This is a genomic window from Streptomyces sp. NPDC058758 (assembly GCF_042746075.1).
In the GTDB taxonomy this organism is placed as follows: Bacteria; Actinomycetota; Actinomycetes; order Streptomycetales; family Streptomycetaceae; genus Streptomyces.
This window is the reverse complement of the sequence record NZ_JBHYPS010000045.1, coordinates 31,258-44,707: the sequence shown is the minus strand read 5'-3', so window position 1 is coordinate 44,707 and position 13,450 is coordinate 31,258. Positions and strand designations below refer to the sequence as shown.

Genomic DNA, 13,450 nt, shown 5'->3' with positions numbered 1-13,450 from the left:
CCCTGCGGGGTGGATCAGAGGACGTGGTTGTAGGCGGGCTGGCCGGTCAGGACGGGGCTGGCGACACGGGGCCCGAAGGGCTTCCGGTAGTCGCCCGTCCCGGCGTAGAAGTAGGCCGTCTTGTTCGGCCCGTACGCGAACAGGTCGGGGCGGCCGTCGTAGTTGCCGTCACCGATCCCGATGGTGTCCGTGTACGCGTTCCACCCGCCACCGATCTGCTTGCGCGCGGCGAAGGTGCCGTCACCCTTGCCCAGGTACAGCCACAGCACGCCGTCCTTGTCGCGGGCGACGAGGTCACCGGCGGCGGCGCCACCGATGTTGCCGGTGGCCGTGATCCGGTTGTAGATCCCCCACCCACCGGTGCCGATCTTCTTCCGCGCGGCGAACGGCGCGGCCACGTTCCCGGTGTTCTTGTAGAACCACAGCGCGCCCGCCTTGTCCACGGCCACCAGGTCCGGACGACCGTCGCCGTCCAGGTCGCTGCCGCCGACGAGCTGGGTGTAGGTGTTCCAGCCGCCGCCGATCCGCTGGCGGGGCTGGGTGCCCGAGCCGGTGACGTCGTACAGCCACAGGACGCCGTCCTTGTCCCGGGCGATGTAGTCGGAGGGTCCGTGGCCGACGGATCCGAGCATCTCGATCCGGTCGTAGACCTGCCAGCCGCTGCCGATCCGGAGGGGAGCGGAGTCCCTCACGAGGGACTTCCGGTCGATGTCGTACTCGGTGGGGAGGTTCCACAGCACGCCCTCGGCGTCACGGGCCAGCAGGTTGGGGGTGCCGTCCCGGTTGGTGTCGTGCTGGGTGGGAAGGTTCCGGCCGGCCGTGAAGCTGCCGGAGGCCTTCAGGTCCGGACCGATGCCGTTCTGCGGGACGGCCGTGTACGACCAGTCGTACGTGCCGGACGGAGTGTCCGCGCCCATGCCGGCGGCGACCTCCGCCCAGGTGATGCCGAACTCCCCGGGACCGTAGTAGTAGGGGCTGCCGGCGGACTCCGTGTAGAGGTGCAGCTTCTTCGAGAAGAACCTGCCGGTAGCGCGGTGGGTGATCCGCAGGTCGATGTCGGCGTTGTCCCGGGACATCCTCCACTTGAGCGGAGCAGGCCCGGCGAGGTCGAAGGGCTGCGGGAACCGCGTGCCGAGGTGGACCAGCTGCGTCGGCTTCCCGGTGGTGGCGACCATCTCGACGGCAGGCCTGCCGTCCGCGCCGAGCGAGACCCGGTAGAGGCCCTCGCCGTGCTCGACGGTGCCGCCGAGCACGAACACGGAGCCGTCCGCAGCGGTGCGGGGCACCCCGACGTAGTCGAGGAGCGTGATCGTCTCGCCCGAGTCCAGGTCCAGCGCCATGTACGGGAGCACCTCATCGGTGGTGCCGTAGCCGTTCCCCTCCAGGGACGTCGGGGTGCCGAACGTCACCCACGAACCCAGCAGGCCTGCGGTGAGGGAGAGTCCCTCGCCCTCGTAGCCCGAGATCTCGGAGGACGTGGCGCCGGTGGCCTGGTTCGCGGTGACGATCATCTTACCGCTCACCCAGGCGAGGTGCGTCGCGGAGATCGAGGCGTATTCCCGGTGGGGGTCGCGGGAGACCCGGGCGTGCTCGTCGGTGAACACCGCCTTGGCGGCGGCGAGATCGACGGCGGCGACCTGGTAGGTGCCGTCGCCCGGCCGGTAGTAGTCGACGAGGACGGAGCCGTCGCGGGCGGGGGTGGACTCGAAGCTCCGGGCGTCGGACGGGATGCCCTCGATCTTCCGCTGGGTGAGGGCGCCGCCGGCGCTGGTGACCAGGCGCAGCTCCGCGGAACCGTCCGGCTTCGTCACCTCCGCCAGGATCGTGTCCTTCGAGACGGCCTGCACGTAGACGGCGTTCAGCGGACGGAGGTCCATCGTGACGGACCGGCCCCCGTCGGCCATGTCACGGAGCTGGAGGACCAGGGAACGGCGGGGGGTCGACCCCTTGCCGGTCATGATCACGTCCGTGCCGGTGGAGTCGGCCACCGGGGCGTCGATCGTGGTGGTCGAACCGTCCGCGAACCGGGTCCAGGTGAACACGAGAGGCGCGCTGCTCGACCAGTTCTTGGTCAGGAAACCGGTCTTTCCGACCGCCTCGAACGAGGAGACGCCCGCCGGGTACGGGAGGGGCGCCGCCTCCGTTCCCGCCTCGGCCGCCGCGGCGGCGGGCAGGGGCGCCGCGCCCGCCGGGACCGCCAGGGCGCCCGCGCCGAGCGTCACGGCGAGGACCGTGGTGATCGCGGCGGACACCCTCCGACGGCCGGTCGTGCGTGCGAAGTTCATGGGTTCCCCCAGGGAAGTCATCACGGCACGCCTGACTGCGTGCGCCACCCCTGAGACCTGCACCCCGACCGAAAAGTTGTACGAGTGAACGAGGATCAGGCCGGGTTGACCGGCAGCACGTCCGGGGAGAGGGACCCCGCGCGGGAGCTCGCGCTCGTCATCCGGCGCCGGTGGTGGCGGCGGCACAGCACCTCGTAACCGACCACTTCAGCGGCGGTGTTCACGTCGCCGACGACGACCTGCTCGCCCTCGACGACCATGTGGCCGCCGACGGTCCGCGCGTTGTGGGTGGCGCGGGCGCCGCACCAGCACAGCGCCTCCACCTGGAGCTGCTCGATCCGGTCGGCGAGCTCGATGAGCCGCTGCGAGCCGGGGAAGAGCTTGGTGCGGAAATCGGTCGTGATGCCGAAGGCGTAGACGTCGAGCCCGAGGTCGTCGACGATCCTGGCGAGCTGGTCGATCTGGGTCGGGGCGAGGAACTGCGCCTCGTCGACGATCACGTAGTCGGCCTTGCCGCCCTGGGAGAGCTGGTCGACGAGGTACGCGTAGACGTCCATCCCCTCCGGCGCCTCGACGGCCTCGGTCACCAGGCCGAGCCGGGAGGACAGCTTCCCCGTGCCCGCCCGGTCGTCCCGGGTGAAGATCACGCCCTGGAGCCCGCGCGCGTCGCGGTTGTGCGCGATCTGGAGAGCCAGTGTGCTCTTTCCGCAGTCCATCGTTCCGGAGAAGAACACCAGCTCGGGCATGACGGGTCGGGGACCTTTCGGGTCGGGGTACGGGAGGGAGGTGACGGGGCCGCGGCCGGGACGGGGTCGCGGCCGCGGGGGCGTCAGGTGCGGACTTCGAGGAGCGGCACGAGCTGCTCGGCGGGGGTCATCGAGCCGTGCATGCCGGCCATCCGGGTCTCCAGCGGCTCGTTGACGGACGCGACGAGCGCCACGTCCTCGTGGGCCGCGGCGACGACGTCGCCGATCCGGCCGTACACCCGCTCGTCGACCGTGTCGCCGAACCAGCCGAGGGCGATCGCCTCGTCGCGGCCCGCCACCCAGAACTGCTCGCCGAGGACCTCGCGCCAGCAGGTGAGGACGTCGGCCTCGGCGCCGGGGACGGCGTAGACGTGCCGGGCCCGGCCCTCGCCGCCGAGGAGGGCGACGCCGGCGCGCAGCTCCCAGTCCTCGTCGACGTCGATCCGGTGCTCCTCGTCGAAGGGCACGTCGACCATGCCGTGGTCGGCGGTGATGTACAGCGCCGAGCGGGCGGGCAGCTGCTCGGCGAGCCGCCGGGCCAGCCGGTCGACCAGCATCAGCTGGCCGCGCCAGGCGTCGGAGTCGAGGCCGAAGCGGTGCCCGGCGCCGTCGAGCTCGCTGTAGTACGTGTAGACCAGCGAGCGGTCGCCGCCGGCCAGCTGCTCGGCGGCGAGGTCCATCCGCTCCTCGCCGGAGAGGCGGCCATGGAAGATGCCGCCGCTGAGCGCGATCTGCGTCAGCGGGGTCTGCTCGAAGATCGGGGAGGAGACCTGCGCGGTGTGGATCCCGGCCGCGTGGGCCTGCTGGAAGACCGTCGGGTACGGCTGCCAGGCCTTCGGCGGGGTCCAGGGACGCCACTTGAGCTGGTTCATCAGCTCGCCGGTCTCCGGGTTGCGGACCGTGTAGCCGCCGAGGCCGTGGGCGCCGGGGGCGCGGCCGGTGCCGACGGAGGCCAGCGACGTCGCGGTGGTGGCGGGGAAGCCCGCGGTGATCGGCCGGCCGGTGCCGCCGCGCGAGCTGCCGAGCAGCGAGGTCAGGTAGGGCGCCTCGTCCGGGTGGGCCAGGATCTGCTCCCAGCCGAGCCCGTCGACGAGGAAGACGCAGACCCGGTCGGCCGGGGCCAGCTCGGCGATCCGCGCGTCGAAGCCGGGCACGCCCTGGCCGGCGACGAGGGTGGGCAGCAGGTCGCCGAGGGAGCCGGAGCCGTACGCGGGCACCGGCGCGGTCTCGGGCGCGAGCGGCACCGGGTCGTCCGGCCAGCCGTGGGCGACGGAGGTCGGCTGGGCCATCAGCGGCCGGCCGTCGGGGCGGTGTCGGCGGTGGCCTCGGAGAGCGCCTGGGCGAAGGTGAGGGTCTGCCGGACGGTGTCCGGGCCGTCGCCGGCCTCGCTGACCCGCAGGCTGAGGTCGTCGGCGGTGGCGTTGCCGGTGTAGCCGTGGTCGGCGTCGCAGTTCGGGTCGCCGCAGGCGGCGGGCTCCAGGTCGATCCGGGAGACGGCGCCCCAGCCGATGGTGAGGACGACCTCGCGGGGCACGGTGCCCGGGGTGTACGACTCCGGGTTGGCGACGACCCGGCTGACCACGACCGACGAGATCCGGTCCAGCTTCACGGACTCGGTGGACGTGGTGGCGTAGGGGCTCGGCGAGCTGTTGTCGGCCGCCTGCTCGTCGGTGTGGCTGACGATGAAGCGGCTCGGGGTCAGCACGAGCACGGTGACGTGGCGCCGGACCTCGTTGGCGTCGAAGGTGGTCTCCTGGTGGACCACGTACGACGCGACGTCCTCGCCGCCGACGGCAGCCTCCACCGCCTCGGCCACGAGTGCCGGGTAGTAGCCGCTGCGCTCGATCGCCGCGCGCAGCCCCTGGGTCGTCGTACCGCTCTTCACCATGGACTCCATCCTACGGGGCCGCGGGCATCCCCCGGCCCTTCAGTAGCTGGGCAGGCGGCGGGGGCCGAGGTCGGTGGTGGGCGGGGGCGGGGCGAGCCGGACCGCGGCGCCGAGGACGGAGACGCCGCTGGGGGCGACCACGGCCGGTTCGAGCGCGACGGAGACGATCTCCGGATGGTCGTCGACCAGCCGGGAGACCCGGAGCAGCAGCTCCTCCAGGGCCGGGGTGTCGACGGGGGCCGAGCCGCGCCAGCCGAAGAGCAGCGGGGCGGTGCGGATGGAGCGGACCAGCTCGGCGGCGTCCCGGTCGGTGGCCGGGACCAGCCGGTGGGCGGTGTCGCCGAGCAGCTCGGAGGCGGCGCCGGCCAGCCCGAAGGAGAGCACGGCGCCGACGGCGGGGTCGATGGCGGCGCGCACGACGGTGTCGACGCCGCGGGGCACCATCGCCTGGACGACCGGCTGGAGCTCCTCGGGCTTGCCGAGGGCCTCGGCCAGCTCGGCGTAGGCGGTGCGCAGCTGCTCCTCGGTCGCCAGGTCGAGCCGGACGCCGCCGAGGTCCGGGCGGTGGCGCAGGTGGGGGGCGGTGGTCTTGAGCGCGACCGGATAGCCGAGCCGGGCGGCGGCCGCGACGGCCTCGTCGGGGCCGGGCGCGGGCAGGGTGGGGCGGACGGCGATGCCGTACCGGCCGAGCAGTTCGCCGGCCTCGTCGGTGGTGAGGGTCACTCCTCGGGACTCCTGCCCGGCGCCCCGCTCGCCGAGCACGCGGGCGATGAGCGCGGCGGCGCCGGACTCGTCGATGCCGTCGTACTCCGGGACCCGGCCCGGGTCGGCGGCCTGCCGGCGCCACTGGCCGTACCGCACGGCCTCGGCGAGCGCCCGGACGGCCCGCTCGGCGGCGGGGTAGGCGGGGATGTTCCGGGCGGGGGCGGCCTGCTCGGGCGGCTCCTGCGCCTCCTGTGCCCCTGGGGCTTCCTGTGTCTCCGGCGGCTCCTGTGCCTCCGGGGTCGCGGAGGCGGGCACGGAGGAGGGTGCGGGGGCGGCCGGGCGGCGGGTGCGGGAGGGGGTGGGGCGGGTGCTGGTGGCGGCGGACAGGGCCTCGGCGAGGCCGCCCATCTCGACGTGCACGACGACGACCGGCTTGGCGGCGCCCGCGGCCCCGCTGCCGGCGACGGCCTCGCGGAGGGAGGCGGCCAGCACCTCGGTGGTGCCCTCGATGCCGACCCAGGGGATCGTGGTGACGACGACCGCGTCGCAGGTGTCGTCGGCGAGGGCGGCGGCGAGCGCGTCCCGGAAGTCGGCGGGGGTGGCGGCGGTCGTCAGGTCGAGGGGCCGCTGCGGGCGCAGCCCCTCGGTGAGGCAGGCGTCGTACGCGAGGAGGCCGAGGGACTCGGAGTTGCCGAGGATCGCGACGCGCGGTCCGGCCGGGAGCGGCTGCCCGGCGAGCAGCACCCCGGCGTCGACGAGTTCGGTGACGGTGTCCACGCGGATGACGCCCGCCTGGCGGAGCAGCGCGTCGACGGTGGCGTGCGGGACGCGGGTGACGGGGACCCGGTGGCCGGGCGGGGCGCTGCCGCTGTGGCGGGCGCCCTTGACGACGACGACCGGCTTGACGGCGGCGGTGCGACGGGCGAGCCGGGTGAACTTGCGCGGGTTGCCGATCGACTCCAGGTAGAGGAGGACGACGTCGGTCGCGGGGTCGTCGTACCAGTGCTGGAGGACGTCGTTGCCGGAGACGTCCGCGCGGTTGCCGGCGGAGATGAAGGAGGAGAGGCCGGCCCCGCGCCGGTGCAGCCGGGCGAGCAGGGCGACGCCGATGGCGGCGGACTGGGTGAAGAGCCCGATGCGGCCGGCGGCGGGCATCTCGGGGGCGAGGGAGGCGTTGAGCCGGACGTCGTCGGCGGTGTCGATGATGCCGAAGGCGTTGGGGCCGATGATCCGCATGCCGTACGAGCGGGCCTGGCGGACCAGGGCCCGCTGCCGGGCGCGGCCCTCGGTGCCGCTCTCGGCGTATCCGGCGGAGAGGACGACCAGGCCCCGCACGCCGTGTTCGCCGCAGTCGGCGACGACCTCGGGGACCCGTTCGGCGGGGACGGCGACGACCGCGAGGTCGACGGGGGCGCCGACGGCCGCGACGGAGGGGAAGGCGGGCACGCCGTCGAGTTCGCCCTCGCCGTCGCCGAGCCCCGGGTTGACCGCGTACACCCGGCCCTTGAAGCCGGCGTCCAGCAGGTTCCGCAGGACGGTCCTGCCGACTCCGCCGGGGGCGCGCCCGGCGCCGACGACGGCGACCGATGCGGGGGCGAGGAGCCGCTGGACGGAGCGGGCCTCGGCGCGCTGCTCGCGGGCGCGCTGGACGGCGAGGGAGCGGTCGGTCGGCTCCAGGTCGAGGTGGAGGCGGACGGAGCCGTCCTCGAAGCTGCGCTTCTGGGTGTACCCGGCGTCCGTGAACACCTTGATCATCTTGGTGTTGGCGGGGAGCACCTCGGCGGCGAAGCGGCGGATGCCGCGCTCGCGGGCGACGGCCGCGATGTGTTCGAGGAGGGCGGAGGCGACGCCCCGGCCCTGGTGGGCGTCCTGGACGAGGAAGGCGACCTCGGCCTCGTCGGCGGGGAAGGAGGCGGGGCGGCCGAGGTCGTTGATCCGGTCGTAGCGGACGGTGGCGATGAACTCGCCGCCGACGGTGGCGGCGAGGCCGACCCGGTCGACGAAGTCGTGGTGGGTGAAGCGGTGGACGTCCTTGGCGGAGAGCCGGGGGTAGGGGGCGAAGAAGCGGTAGTACTTCGACTCGTCCGAGACCTGCTCGTAGAAGCTGACGAGCCGGTCCGCGTCGTCGGCGGTGATGGGCCGGATGCGCGCGGTGCCGCCGTCGCGGAGCACGACGTCTGCCTCCCAGTGGTCGGGGTAGGCGTGCTCCTCCGGGGCCGGGCGGCCGTCCGCTCCCCCGGCCGGTCCGCCGCCCGCTCCGCCGCCCGGTCCGTCCGGTCCGTCCGCCTGCTCCGACGCGCTCCGCATGGGCAAAGCCTACGGCCGGGGTGCGACACCGGCACCGCCCGCGCACCCACTCCTCTGCGGTGCACGGCTCGCGCGCCCTCCGCACCGCGTGCAAGGTAAGGAGGGCCGAACGTCGCACGGATGCGGGACGAAGGTCGGCAGGAGCACGCCGCACGCCGTGAGAGACTGGTCTAGACAACCGCTGAAGACCTGAAGGGCAACACCATGGCTGAGCGCCGCGTCAACGTCGGCTGGGCCGAGGGCCTGCACGCCCGCCCCGCCTCCATCTTCGTCCGTGCCGCCACGGCCTCCGGTGTCCCCGTGACCATCGCCAAGGCCGACGGCAACCCGGTCAACGCCGCGTCGATGCTCGCGGTGCTCGGCCTGGGCGCGCAGGGCGGCGAGGAGATCGTGCTCGCTTCGGACGCCGAGGGTGCCGAGGCCGCGCTGGAGCGCCTCGCCAAGCTGGTGGCCGAGGGCCTCGACGAGCTTCCCGAGACGGTCTGACCGGCGGGTCGATCCACGTCTTCTCGGTACGGCCGTGTTCCCGGAATTCCCGGCGGACACGGCCGTCCGGCATTTCCGGAGCCGTCCCGTTTTCTTTTTCGGGCAGCACGGAGGACGCCTCCGAATAGCTATTCTTTGTATACGGTGTCCGTGTTAATTCCGGGCACTCGCCGTGTTGACGGCATGTTGCGAAACCCTCACACGGCCCCGCTCGGGCCTTTTCAGCCGGTGCAGCGGGAGCGCGCGCTCGGCGTGCAGGGCGGTGAGCGCGCGGGCCCGCTCGGCGTCCCCGCGCGCGACGGCGTCGACGATCGCCCCGTGCTCGGCCCAGACGTCCACCGGCCGGTCCGGCAGGTCCACCGCGTACATCCAGGCGATCTTGTGGCGCAGCTGGGTGAGCAGCGCGGCGAGCGCCGGGCTGCCGGAGGCCTGCGCGAGGGTCTCGTGGAACCAGCCGCCGAGCGCCCTGAGGTCCTCGCCCTGCCCCCGGCGGGCCCGCTCCTGCCCCAGCCTGACCAGGCCGCGGAGCACCTTGAGGTGGGCGTCGGTGCGCCGCTGGGCGGCCCGGGCGGCGCCGAGCGGTTCGAGCAGCGCCCGTACGTCGAGGAGGTCGGCGGCCTCCTGTTCGGTGGGTTCGGCGACCTGGGCGCCCGCGTGGCGGCGGCTGACGACGAAGCCCTCGGACTCCAGGGTGCGCAGGGCCTCGCGGACCGGGACGCGGGAGACGCCGTAGCGGCGGGCGAGCTGGTCCTCGGTCAGCCGGCCGCCGCGCTCGAAGATCCCCGAGACGATGTCGTCCCGGATCGCCGTGCATACCGATTGCGCGGGAACCCGCATGTCCGACCTCCGCTTTCGCTCCGCGTGCACCGAATTCGAGCGGCGCTGTTTCCGCGACTCTATTGCAGTGTGCCGGAAATTCCGATGCCCCCTCGGAATTCGTCCTCCCCCGGGCGGCGGTCGCGCCGGTCCCCGGGCGACGAAAAGGCCCCGGCTCGGGGGAGCCGGGGCCTTTCCTGGGCGGGGTGGCGGGTCAGAGGCTGACGCCGCGGGCGCGCAGGTACGCGACGGGGTTGATGTCGGAGCCGTACTCGGCGGTGGTCCGGGCCTCGAAGTGGAGGTGCGGGCCGGTCGAGTTGCCGGTCGAGCCGGAGACGCCTATCTGCTGGCCGGGCTCGACGGACTGGCCGACGTAGACGCCGATGGACGACAGGTGGCCGTACTGGGTGTACGTGCCGTCGTTCATCCGGATCACGATGTTGTTGCCGTACGCGCCGCCCCAGCCGGCCTCGACGACGGTGCCGGAGCCGACGGAGACGACCGAGCTGCCGTAGGCGGCGTGGAAGTCGACGCCGGAGTGGCTGCCGGAGGACCAGAGGGAGCCGCCGGTCTTGTAGCCGGTGGAGACGTACGAGCCGGCGACCGGGAGGTTGAAGGAGGCGAGGCGGCGGCGCTCGGCCTCGCGGGCCGCGCGCTCCTTGGCCTCGCGGATCTCCTGGGCGCGGGCCTCGGCCTTGCGCTTCGCCTCGGCGCGCGCCTTGGCCCGGGCCTCGGCCTCGGCGGCCTCCCGCTCCTGGGCGGCGGCCTGCGCGCTGACCTGGTCGGCGAGGGACTCGTCGGCGATCACCTGGGTGAGGCCGGTGTCCTCGGCGGAGCGGTTGTCCGTGTCGGCGGCGAGCGCCGGGGAGGCGAGGGTGCCGACGACGCCGGTGGTGGCGAGGGCGGCCACGCCGGCGATGCCGGCGCTGCGGCGAGCCAGTCGGCTCGCACCACGGTGCTTCCCGGTGGCACGGGTGAACGCCAAGACGGTTCCTTTCCTTCCTTCTCGCCTACCGGGTTAGCTGACGGGTTCGGAGCAGGAAGGTCTCCTACGGGCCCCTCCGCGTGGCGAAGGCGTCCGATTCACCCCAGGGACTGCGTGGGTCCCCGGCTCCCCTGGCTCGCGCCTGACGGGGACTCGGCGATGCTGTCCGGGTGCCGCGGGTGCGGCGCGTGCGTCGGGTCGGACAGACGGACCGACGCTAGGCCGGACGGATCTCAATCGCCAAACAGACTCGCCCATTTGTAAGACATGCCACAGGGCATACGATCATCCTTGTCTCCATAACGGACAAAGCGGAGGTCGCCGGCGCTTCCGCGCATCGGGGACCTCCGCCGGAGCCGACGGCGGGTCAGCTCACCACGGTCACCTCGCCGATGCCGAGGGCCCGCACGGGCTCCTCGATCTGCGCCGCGTCGCCCACCAGGACGGTGACGAGCCGGTCCACCGGGAAGGCGCTGACGACCGCGGCCGTGGCCTCGACCGTGCCGGTCTCGGCCAGCCGCGCGTACAGCCGGGCCTGGTAGTCGTCCGGGAGGTGCTGCTCGACCTGGTCGGACAGCGTCGCGGCGACCGAGGCCGCGGTCTCGTACTTGAGCGGGGCCACGCCCACCAGGTTCTGCACCGCGACGTCCCGCTCGGCGTCGGTCAGACCGCCCTCGGCCAGGGTCCTGAGCACCTTCCACAGGTCGTCCAGGGCCGGGCCGGTGTTGGGGGTGTCGACCGAGCCGCTGATCGCGAGCATCGAGGCGCCGTGCCCCTCGCCGTCCGAGCGGAGCACCTGCCCGAAGGCGCGCACGCCGTACGTGTACCCCTTCTCCTCGCGCAGGACGGCGTCCAGACGCGACGTCAGGGTGCCGCCGAGGCAGTAGACGCCGAGGACCTGCGCGGCCCAGACGGCGTCGTGGCGGTCGGGGCCGATCCGGCCGATGAGCAGCTGGGTCTGGACGGCCCCGGGGCGGTCGACGATGACGACCCGTCCGGTGTCGTCGGCGGTGATCGGCGGCATCGGGCGCGGCGCGGCCGGCTTGCCGGTCCAGCCGCCGAGGGTCTCGGCGAGGACCTCGTCGAGGTCGACGCCGGTGAGGTCGCCGACGACGACCGCCGTGGCGGCGGCGGGCCGCACGTGCGCGTCGTAGAAGGCGCGGACGGCCTCGGCGTCGATGGCCTCCACCGTCTCCTTGGTGCCCTGGCGGGGCCGGGACATCCGGGAGGTGGCCGGGAACAGCTCCTTGTAGAGCTGCTTGGCCGCGCGCCGGCTGGGGTTGGCCGCCTCGTGCGGGATCTCGTCGAGGCGGTTGTCCACCAGGCGCTTGACCTCGTCGGCGTCGAAGGCCGGGGAGATCAGCGCCTCGGCGACCAGCCCGAGCGCCTTGCGGAGCCGGGAGACCGGCACCTCCAGGGAGACCCGGACGCCGGGGTGGTCCGCGTGCGCGTCGAGGGTGGCACCGCAGCGCTCCAGCTCGGCCGCGAACTCCTCGGCGCCGCGCTCGGTGGTCCCCTCGGAGAGGGCGCGCGCCATGATGGTGGCGACGCCGTCGAGCCCCTCGGGCTCGGCGTCCAGCGGCGCGTCGACGAAGATCTCGACGGCGACGACCTGCTGGCCGGGGCGGTGGCAGCGCAGCACGGTCAGGCCGTTGTCGAGCGCGCCGCGCTCGGGGGCCGGGAAGGCCCACGGCCTGGCCGCGCCGGCCTGCGGCTGCGGGTGGAACTCCATGCTGGTCAGAGACACGGCGGCGTCGGTCACTGGTCCGCTCCCTCTTCCTCGTCGCTGTTCTCGTCGGCTTCCGGGCCCTCCGCGGGCTCGTAGACCAGCACCGCGCGGTTGTCCGGGCGCAGCCGGGCCGCGGCCACCTCGCGCACCTCGTCGGCGGTGACGGCGAGGACGCGGTCGACCGCGGTCAGGGCGAGCTGCGGGTCGCCGAACAGCACGGCGAAGCGGCACAGTTCGTCGGCGCGGCCGGCCACGGTGCCGAGCCGGTCGAGCCACTCGCGCTCCAGCTGGGCCTGGGCGCGCTCCATCTCCTCCGCGGTCGGGCCCTCGGCGGCGAAGCGGGCGAGCTCCTCGTCGACGGCCGCCTCGATGGCGGGGACCTCGACGCCGCCGGAGGTCTTCACGTCCAGCCAGCCGAGGGAGGGGGCGCCGGCGAGCCGGAGCAGGCCGAAGCCGGCGGCGACGGCGGTGCGGTCGCGGCGGACCAGCCGGTTGTGCAGGCGGGAGGACTCGCCGCCGCCGAGCACGGTGAGGGCGAGGTCGGCGGCGTCGCACGCGCGCGTGCCGTCCTCCGGCAGCCGGTAGGCGGCCATCAGGGCGCGGGCCGGGACGTCCTCGACGACGACCTCGCGCAGCTGCTCGCCGATGACCTCGGGCAGGGCGCCGTCGCGCGGGGCGGGCTTGCCGTCGTGGCCGGGGATGGAGCCGAAGTACTTCTCGACCCAGGCGAGCGTCTGCTCCGGGTCGATGTCGCCGACGACCGACAGGACCGCGTTGTTGGGCGCGTAGTAGGTGCGGAAGAAGGCCCGCGCGTCCTCCAGGGTGGCCGCGTCCAGGTCCGCCATCGAGCCGATGGGGGTGTGGTGGTACGGGTGGCCCTCGGGGTACGCGAGCGCGGTGAGCTTCTCGAAGGCGGTGCCGTACGGCACGTTGTCGTACCGCTGGCGGCGCTCGTTCTTCACGACGTCGCGCTGGTTCTCCATCGACTCGTCGTCGAGGGCGGCGAGCAGCGAGCCCATCCGGTCGGCCTCCAGCCAGAGCGCGAGCTCCAGCTGGTGGGCCGGCATGGTCTCGAAGTAGTTGGTGCGCTCGAAGCTGGTCGTGCCGTTGAGCGAGCCGCCGGCCCCCTGCACCAGCTCGAAGTGGCCGTTCCCGTGCACCTGCTTCGAGCCCTGGAACATCAGGTGCTCGAAGAGGTGGGCGAGGCCCGTGCGGCCCTCGACCTCGTGGCGCGAGCCGACGTCGTACCAGAGGCAGACCGCGGCGACCGGGGTCAGGTGGTCCTCGGAGAGGACCACCCTCAGGCCGTTCGCCAGCCGGTGCTCGGTCGCTGTCAGGCCGCCGGAGCCGGCCTCGGCCGTGGCCGTGTGACCCATGGGCATGTACGTCCCTTCGATCGCGATCTGAAAAGTCCTGCCACTGTATGCAAGCGCGCCGACACCTGGCGAAGTTCCCGGACCCCGGAGATGTCCCTCGTCCGGGTCGCGGTCCGCGTTGTCGGTG

The 13,450-nt window shown here is 73.7% G+C and carries 10 protein-coding genes and 1 riboswitch; of the genes, 1 reads left to right on the top strand and 9 read right to left on the bottom strand.

The window, feature by feature from the left end; translation table 11 throughout:
- Nucleotides 1-14: 14 nt before the first annotated feature.
- The 5 genes from ACFW6A_RS34010 to ACFW6A_RS33990 all read right to left on the bottom strand — a co-directional run bounded on the left by ACFW6A_RS34010 (nucleotide 15) and on the right by ACFW6A_RS33990 (nucleotide 7,931).
- Complete coding sequence (locus tag ACFW6A_RS34010; protein ID WP_386645428.1) at nucleotides 15-2,285, bottom strand: FG-GAP repeat domain-containing protein; 2,271 nt, start codon at nucleotides 2,283-2,285, stop codon at nucleotides 15-17.
- Between the two features lie 95 nt (nucleotides 2,286-2,380).
- Nucleotides 2,381-3,031 (bottom strand): thymidine kinase, encoded by a 651-nt coding sequence (locus ACFW6A_RS34005; RefSeq protein WP_351849346.1) that lies wholly within the window; start codon nucleotides 3,029-3,031, stop codon nucleotides 2,381-2,383.
- A gap of 83 nt (nucleotides 3,032-3,114) precedes the next feature.
- Nucleotides 3,115-4,320, bottom strand: coding sequence for a nucleotide pyrophosphatase/phosphodiesterase family protein (locus ACFW6A_RS34000; protein WP_351849344.1), 1,206 nt, complete (start codon nucleotides 4,318-4,320; stop codon nucleotides 3,115-3,117).
- Complete coding sequence (locus ACFW6A_RS33995; RefSeq protein ID WP_043227249.1) at nucleotides 4,320-4,919, bottom strand: DUF5998 family protein; 600 nt, start codon at nucleotides 4,917-4,919, stop codon at nucleotides 4,320-4,322. The genes ACFW6A_RS34000 and ACFW6A_RS33995 overlap by 1 nt, the downstream gene beginning before the upstream one ends.
- Before the next feature lie 39 nt (nucleotides 4,920-4,958).
- On the bottom strand, nucleotides 4,959-7,931 hold the full coding sequence (locus ACFW6A_RS33990) for a GNAT family N-acetyltransferase (protein WP_351849340.1): 2,973 nt from the start codon (nucleotides 7,929-7,931) through the stop codon (nucleotides 4,959-4,961).
- A 204-nt stretch (nucleotides 7,932-8,135) separates the two neighbouring features.
- Between ACFW6A_RS33990 and ACFW6A_RS33985 the strand changes: the two genes are divergently transcribed.
- On the top strand, nucleotides 8,136-8,417 hold the full coding sequence (locus ACFW6A_RS33985) for an HPr family phosphocarrier protein (RefSeq protein WP_043227291.1): 282 nt from the start codon (nucleotides 8,136-8,138) through the stop codon (nucleotides 8,415-8,417).
- 153 nt (nucleotides 8,418-8,570) lie between these two features.
- Here ACFW6A_RS33985 and ACFW6A_RS33980 read toward each other — a convergent pair whose 3' ends face one another.
- The 4 genes from ACFW6A_RS33980 to ACFW6A_RS33965 form a co-directional block, all read right to left on the bottom strand.
- Nucleotides 8,571-9,254: a GntR family transcriptional regulator gene (locus ACFW6A_RS33980; protein ID WP_351849337.1), complete on the bottom strand. Its 684-nt coding sequence runs from the start codon at nucleotides 9,252-9,254 to the stop codon at nucleotides 8,571-8,573.
- Between the two features lie 193 nt (nucleotides 9,255-9,447).
- The gene (locus tag ACFW6A_RS33975) at nucleotides 9,448-10,218 is read right to left on the bottom strand and encodes a M23 family metallopeptidase (RefSeq protein WP_351849334.1); all 771 of its coding nucleotides are present in this window, start codon (nucleotides 10,216-10,218) and stop codon (nucleotides 9,448-9,450) included.
- A gap of 8 nt (nucleotides 10,219-10,226) precedes the next feature.
- Nucleotides 10,227-10,387: riboswitch (cyclic di-AMP (ydaO/yuaA leader) on the bottom strand.
- A 198-nt stretch (nucleotides 10,388-10,585) separates the two neighbouring features.
- Nucleotides 10,586-11,950, bottom strand: coding sequence for a M16 family metallopeptidase (locus tag ACFW6A_RS33970; protein ID WP_386645449.1), 1,365 nt, complete (start codon nucleotides 11,948-11,950; stop codon nucleotides 10,586-10,588).
- Between the two features lie 26 nt (nucleotides 11,951-11,976).
- Nucleotides 11,977-13,329 carry a pitrilysin family protein gene (locus ACFW6A_RS33965; RefSeq protein ID WP_351849332.1) on the bottom strand — a complete coding sequence of 451 codons (1,353 nt, stop codon included), beginning with the start codon at nucleotides 13,327-13,329 and terminating at the stop codon, nucleotides 11,977-11,979.
- Nucleotides 13,330-13,450 lie beyond the last annotated feature (121 nt).